The organism is Cryobacterium sp. N22 (assembly GCF_002929555.1).
Lineage (GTDB): Bacteria > Actinomycetota > Actinomycetes > Actinomycetales > Microbacteriaceae > Cryobacterium.
The window spans coordinates 56,750-63,467 of the sequence record NZ_PJJP01000020.1 but is presented as its reverse complement, the minus strand read 5'-3'; the positions used below and the strand labels follow the sequence as shown (position 1 = coordinate 63,467).

At 70.1% G+C, this 6,718-nt stretch carries 6 protein-coding genes and 1 pseudogene; 6 read left to right on the top strand and 1 reads right to left on the bottom strand.

The window, feature by feature from the left end; translation table 11 throughout:
• Window positions 1-192, top strand: a pseudogene (locus CXY76_RS19595) (hypothetical protein); the annotation flags it as partial.
• Between the two features lie 33 nt (window positions 193-225).
• On the opposite strand, the gene CXY76_RS02545 reads toward CXY76_RS19595, so the two are convergent.
• A complete protein-coding gene (locus CXY76_RS02545; RefSeq protein WP_104162700.1) occupies window positions 226-645 on the bottom strand; it encodes a PPOX class F420-dependent oxidoreductase in 420 nt (139 codons plus the stop codon).
• Between the two features lie 69 nt (window positions 646-714).
• Between CXY76_RS02545 and CXY76_RS02540 the strand changes: the two genes are divergently transcribed.
• The 5 genes from CXY76_RS02540 (at window position 715) to CXY76_RS02520 (ending at window position 6,577) form a co-directional block, all read left to right on the top strand.
• A complete protein-coding gene (locus CXY76_RS02540) occupies window positions 715-1,584 on the top strand; it encodes a ketopantoate reductase family protein (RefSeq protein WP_104162699.1) in 870 nt (289 codons plus the stop codon).
• 102 nt (window positions 1,585-1,686) lie between these two features.
• Window positions 1,687-3,651 (top strand): sensor histidine kinase, encoded by a 1,965-nt coding sequence (locus CXY76_RS02535; RefSeq protein WP_233199521.1) that lies wholly within the window; start codon window positions 1,687-1,689, stop codon window positions 3,649-3,651.
• Complete coding sequence (locus CXY76_RS02530) at window positions 3,648-4,337, top strand: response regulator transcription factor (protein WP_104162698.1); 690 nt, start codon at window positions 3,648-3,650, stop codon at window positions 4,335-4,337. Before CXY76_RS02535 ends, CXY76_RS02530 begins: the two co-directional genes overlap by 4 nt.
• 105 nt (window positions 4,338-4,442) lie before the next feature.
• On the top strand, window positions 4,443-5,204 hold the full coding sequence (locus CXY76_RS02525) for an ABC transporter ATP-binding protein (protein WP_104162697.1): 762 nt from the start codon (window positions 4,443-4,445) through the stop codon (window positions 5,202-5,204).
• Window positions 5,201-6,577 (top strand): FtsX-like permease family protein, encoded by a 1,377-nt coding sequence (locus CXY76_RS02520; protein ID WP_104162696.1) that lies wholly within the window; start codon window positions 5,201-5,203, stop codon window positions 6,575-6,577. The genes CXY76_RS02525 and CXY76_RS02520 overlap by 4 nt, the downstream gene beginning before the upstream one ends.
• Window positions 6,578-6,718 lie beyond the last annotated feature (141 nt).

Genomic DNA, 6,718 nt, shown 5'->3' with positions numbered 1-6,718 from the left:
GCCAACGGGGTGCTGCTTTGCTGGCGCCACCACCACGGCATCGACGACGCCGGCGGCTGGAAAATCCGGATGGTCCTGGGCATGCCCGAAGTCAAAGCCCCGCACTGGATCGACCCCACCGGCACCTGGCGGAAACCACCACAACACCGAGCCCACGACCCACGCACCCGACGACCACCGCACACCGAATGACTAGCGGTGGCGTCGACGGCCGGGGTCGGTCGGTTAGGCCGCTGGCGTGGTTCCAGCGTTGATCCGCAGCATCACTCGCTGCTTCGCGCCGGCGCGGCCCAGGCGTTCGATGAACATGAAGACGCGGTATTCCGCACGATATTTTCCGCCGAACACCTTCGTGAGCAGCGCCCGGCTCCGATCGTCGTCGACGACCACCGCGTGGGCCTCGACGGCGACGGCACCGTCCCGCACCGCACCGGTGCGAGAACACGGACGCAGGTGCACCCGGGAATCATTTTTCAGGCGCTTGACCTTGCCGCTCTCCTTCGGGGTAGTGACGATGAGATCCGTGCCGTTCGCCGCGATCCACACCGGGGTGGAGACGGGTTCACCCGTCCGGCGGAAGGTGGTGAGGGAGACAAAGCGTTCGTCGGCGAGGCTGACGAGGGCTGCAGCGTTGGAATCGGGCATTTCCACACCCTAAGCTGCCGAGTGTCCGCATCACAATGGAACCAGGAGCCGTCATGTCGCAGGTAACGAATGTCTGAGCCGGTGATCGCTGTTGTCGGCGCCGGAGCTGTCGGCGGACTTCTCGCCGCGCTGCTGGACCGCGCCGGCGTCGAGGTCGTAGCCGTTGCCAGGCCCGAAACCGCTCGAATGATCAGAGCGGAGGGGCTCACCATCCACAGCCGGCACTTCGGCGACGGCGTCTCGAGAATCAACGCGGTCACCGAGATCCCCGACGGTGCCCGAGTCATCATCGCCACCAAGGCCATCGCCCTCCCCGCCGTCACCGGCTTGCTCGCGCAGGCGCGGCCGGCCGAGGTGGTCTCCCTGCTCAACGGCATCGAACACCTGGCGATCCTGCAGGACACCACACCGGAAGCCCTCGTGGCCGGCGCCTCCGTCGCGGTGGAATCGACGAGACTCAGCCCCACCGTGATCGAGCATCGCAGCCCGTTCCTTCGGCTCACCGTTCCGGGCCACGCCGCCGAATCCGGCATCACCGCGGCCTGGCGCAAGGCCGGCCTCGACGTCACGGTGGGTGGCACCGATCAGGAGGTGCTCTGGGCCAAATTCCGCTTCCTTGCCCCGATGGCCCTCCTCACCTCGTACTGGCGGTTGCCGATCGGCGCCGCCCTCGAACGCGACACGGCACTCACCACTTCGCTCCTGGCTGACGTGGCCCGGGTCGCCAGCCTGGACGGCGTGCCCACGGACGCCGGGCAGCTGGCCGGCGCCCTCGCCGCGCTGCCCCCATCCATGCGCTCGTCGTTGCAGAACGACCTGGAGGCGGGGCAGCACAACGAACTGGATGCCATCGGGGGAGCCCTCGCCCGCCGCGGCCGCGCTCTCGGCGCGGACACCACCGCGGTCGAAGGGCTGGTGGCGGACCTCACCGCGAGATGACGGCCGGCGCCGCTACATCGCTGGGATGACTTCCCGCGGACGCCGGGATGATCTGGGGTCCTGAACCCGGACGCGACGCAGGGGGAGCCCTACGCTGTAACCATGCCGGTTCCAGGGTTCTTCACGCGTACCGCCCCACACCGCTGGGCACTGGAACCCGCGCTCGGTCTCGCCCTGGCCCTGGGGTGGGGGAGCCCGGCCCTGTGGGCGGGCCAGTCGGCGGCACTGCTGGTGGTCTGGATGTTCGCGATCGCGGTGGGCCTGTCCCGCTTCGCCCCGCTTTTGGGCCTGGCCATCGGCGCTGTCGCTACCATGGCCGTGGTCACTGCCGGCACCGGCTACCTGACCGGGCCGAGCGCGGTACCGCTGCTGCTCACCTCCGGCTGCCTGGCGGTCTGGGGCGCCGGACTCCATGGGCGGCGTTGGGTCCGGTTCGTCGGCCTGGCGGCAGCGCTTCTCCTCGGCATGCTCGTCACGGTCTTCCTCCTGCTGCCTCTGTCGATGCAGGACGCGCAGGACCTGGACGGGACGCTTCGGTTCTTCGGCGACCTCGGTGTTCGGCTCACCGGCGGCTTCCTGGCCGCCGTCGCTCTCGTAGGCGGCTGGGCGTTGGCGCTGGTCGTGCGGGGCCGGGCCGATCGCCGCGAGGCCGCCGGGCCCAGTGATCCGGATGCCCTCACCCTGGAGACCTGGCTGATGCTCCCGCAGGGCGCACCGACGAGCGAGGTGACGTTGGGCGTTCCGGTCCGCGGCCCCCTCAGCGCTCTGCTCGGCGACCTGTTCGGTGGCCGAACCGGCGGCCGGCTCGTCTTCCGCGCGGTCTCACGGCGCACCCTCACCGTCGATGTCGGAATAGCGGTGGCCTTCTTCCTCTTCAGCCTCATCATCGACGCCGGCAGTGGCGTCCTGTCGTTCCTCGTGCTGCTCGGCTTCACCGTCGCCCTGGCCGTGCGCAGGCTCTCACCCGGACTGGCCCTGACGGTGGCCTGGGTCAGCGCTCTCGCCCAGATGCTGGCCGGGCTGCCGGTACTCGCCGGCAACTTCGCGGTGCTCGCGGTGTTGTACGCCACGACGGCCTTCGGCGACAGGCTCCTGCGGTGGGCCGGACTGGTCTCCGTCGGGGTCGGTGCCCTGCTCGCTGCAGCGTATATCGCGGTCGGCCAGCAAGGCGCGCTGTCCATCGGTGAGGCCCTTGCGCAGGGCAACGCGGCCGGCCTGGCCTGGTCCTTCGTTGCCACCCTGATCGCGAGCATCGCGGTTCTCGGGCTCTCCTGGACCCTCGGCCTGCTCATGCGAACCTGGCAGACCGCCAGGGCGGGCCGGCTCAGCCAGCATCGCGCGGTGGAGGAACAGCGCGTCGCGCAGCGCAGCGTGGTCGTCGAGCAGGAACGCAACCGGATCGCCCGCGACATGCACGACGTCGTCGCCCACTCCCTGGCTGTGGTCATCGCTCAGGCCGACGGCGCCCGGTACGCGCGCGCCGCGAACCCCGAGGCCGTCGACGAGGCCTTGACGACCATCTCGACCACGGCCAGGGACGCCCTGGGCGACGTGCGCATCCTGCTCACCCGACTGCGTCAGGACGCGGCCGACGGACCACAACCGGTGCTCGCCGACCTCGACCGCCTGGTGGCTCAAATGCGGAGTACCGGGCTGGACATCGAGTGGACTACGACGGGCACGCCCACCACCCTGGGCTCCGGCGCCCAGCTGGCCGTCTACCGCATCGTTCAGGAGGCCCTCACCAACGCCCTCCGGCACGGTGACGCCGGTCGGGCGGTATATTTGAGCCTCGCCTGGACGGACGGATGGGTTGCGGTGACGATCGACAACGCGGTGCGCCCCAGCCCGGCCGCCGACGCATCCGGTGAGCTCGGCCACGGCCTGCCCGGCATGCGCGAACGGGCCCTCCTCGCCGGCGGCTCCCTGGCCGCCGAGCCCGTCGGCGGCCGGTTCATCGTGACCGCGCGCCTGCCGGCCATCACCACCAACGCCCTGGTGCGGCCGGCCGTAGGCGCCGTGCTGCATCCGCCCGTGACCGCCACACCCTACGGAGATCGCCCATGAGTGACGTCCACCCGACGGATGCCCCGCGCATCCGGGTCGCCCTCGTCGACGACCAGGCCCTCTTCCGGGCCGGGATCCGCATGCTGGTCTCCTCACAGGCCGACCTTGAGTTCGTCGGCGAGGCCGGCAACGGCGCCGCCGGCGTCACGATGGCCGCCGCGGTGTTCCCCGACGTGATCCTGATGGACATCCGCATGCCCGTGATGGACGGCATCGACGCCACGGCGACCATCATCGCCGCCGCGGCCCTGGCCGGAACGACCCCGCCGCGGATCATTGTGCTCACCACCTTCGAACTCGACGAGAGCGCCAGCCGGGCCATTCGCGGCGGGGCGAGCGGGTTCCTGCTCAAGGACGCCGATCCGGAGTTCCTGCTCGCCGCCATCCGCACCGTGCACGCCGGCAGCGCCGTCATCGCCGCCTCGGCCACCCGCGAGCTCTTCGCCCACTTCGATGCCCCCGCCCCCGAGCAGGAGGTGCCGGTGGCGTACACCACCCTGACCAGCCGGGAACGGGACATCTTCGCCCTCGCCGCCCTCGGCCTGAGCAACGCCGAGATCGCCGCAGGTGAGTTCCTGAGCGAGGCCACCGTCAAGACCCACATCAGCCGTATCCTGGCCAAGCTCTCCCTGCGCGACAGGGTGCAGCTCGTGGTCTTCGCCTTCCAGCACCGCCTCACCCAGTAACCGCCCAGCGGATGACCCGGGAGCGCCGGGAATCATCCGCACGGCACGGCGGACTACATCCGGGGCCAGACGCGGCGGCCGGCGCCGGATTCGTACCGTGGAAACATGGAAAATTCACCGTCAGAACTCGGCCTCGCGGCCAGAGTCACCTCCCTGCGCAAGACCTACGGCTCCACCACCACGTCGGTGACGGCCCTGGACGACGTGTCCATCGGCATTCGTCGCGGCCAGTTCACCGCCATCATGGGTCCGAGCGGCTCGGGCAAGTCCACGCTGATGCACATCATGGCGGGGCTGGACACAGCAAGCGCCGGCCGGGCCTGGCTCGGGGACACCGAGATCAGCGCCCTGGACGACGCCGCCCTGACGGTCCTCCGCCGGCGCCGGATCGGTTTCATCTTCCAGGCCTTCAACCTGGTGCCGACGCTCGACGTGCGCGGCAACATCCTTCTGCCCTTCGCACTGGACGGCCGGAAGCCGAGCACCACCGAGAGCGCCTGGATCGAACAACTCATCGAATCCCTCGGCCTGACCGACCGGCTCACGCACCGGCCGCACGAGCTCTCCGGCGGGCAGCAGCAGCGCGTCGCCATCGCCAGGGCCCTGGCCACCCGGCCGGAACTGGTCTTCGCCGACGAACCCACCGGAAACCTCGACTCCCGCAGCGGCAGGGAGGTGTTGGCCCTGCTCAAGGCCGCGAGCACCGGCTACGGCCAGAGCATCGCCATGGTCACCCACGACCCCATCGCGGCCAGCTACGCCGACCGCATCCTGTTCCTCGCCGACGGCCGCCTGGTCGAAGACCGGGAACGGTCCTCGGCCGAAGAGATCTCCCGCATCATGCTGGGCATGGAGCAGCGCGCATGAGCGGCCGCGGTGCAAGCCTGCTCGTTGCCGGCCTCGCGTCGGCCTTCGGCGTGGTGCTGCTGCAGGTCACCAGCGTGCTCGCCACCGTGATCAGCGGCGACGACGTCTCCAGCATCGGCGCGGTGCGGTCGGCGCTGTCGCTCGTCGCTTTCCTGTTCATCACCATCGCCGTGTACGTCAGCTCCATCGTGACCACGAACACCGTCGCGACGATCATCGCCGGCCGCACCCGCACCATCGCCCTGATGCGCCTGATCGGCTCCAGCGCACGCGACCAGCGCCGCGCGGTCGCCAAGGAAGGCCTTCTCGTCGGAGCCGTCGGCGCCGTCCTCGGCGCGGCCGTGGGAACGCTGCTGCTCGCCACCGGACTCTGGATAGCGGTGACCGCCGGCACACTGCCGGACCTGCAGTACAGCCTGATCGAGCCGCTTCTGGCGCTCCCCATCATCGTTGTCGTGCTCTCCACCTGGTGCGCGGCCTGGGTCGGCTCCCGCCGGGTGCTCTCGGTCAGTCCGATGCAGGCCGTCGGCGCCGCCCAGGAACGCTCGCTCGAGGAAGCCGTGCGGCGGCCGGCCCGCAACGTGATCGCCGTGCTACTGATCGGGGCCGGGGTCGTGTTCCTGACCGGCGGTGTCGTCGTCGGGCAGGTCAGCGAATACGGTGTGCTGCTGGGCCTGGTCGGCGGGCTGCTGTCCTTCAGCGGACTCGTGCTGGGCTCGCACCTGATCATGCCGCCCATCCTGCGCCTCGTGGGCCGTCTGCTGGGCTCGAACGCACCGTCCAGGCTCGCGGCCGCCAACGCGCAGCAGCATCCGGAGCGCAGCTCCAGGGCCACCATCGGCCTGGTCATCGGCGTGACACTGATCACCATGTTCGCCGTCGCCGGGGCCACCTTCGAGAAGATGATGGCGCTGGCCATGGAGGATCCGTCGGTGCGCGCGGCGATCAGCGAGATGGTCGGCATCAGCCTGGCGGTGATCTCGGTACTGGTGGGCTTCAGCGCCCTCATCGCGGCGGTGGGTATGGTCAACAACCTGGCCCTGAGCGTGCTCCAGCGGTCCAGGGAGATCGGGTTGCTTCGGGCCCTCGGCTTCACCGGCGGGCAGGTGCGCAGGATGATCCTGGCCGAAAGCCTGCAGATGACCGTGGCCGCGGTCGCCCTGGGCCTGGCTCTCGGCGTGGCCTACGGCTGGGCTGCCGCCCAGTCGCTGTTCGGCGCGGTGGCGAACGTCGGGCTCGTCGCACCGGCGGTGCCCTGGTTGCTCGTGGTGCTCTGCCTGGCGGGAACCGCCGCCCTGGCCGTCGGTGCGACCATCGTGCCCGCCCGCCGCGCGGTGTCCGTCGCCCCGGTGACCGCCCTCGCCGCCGGCTGAGCGGATGCTGAGGAACTCTTCGTCAAACGGTGTTACCCTCTTTGTGTGCTGTTCGGTCTGCTCCTCCTTAGCTGCCGCGACGAGTCCTAATCTGAGGCCTCACTCGTCGCGGAGTTTGTCGTCGGCTGACCACCACTCGCG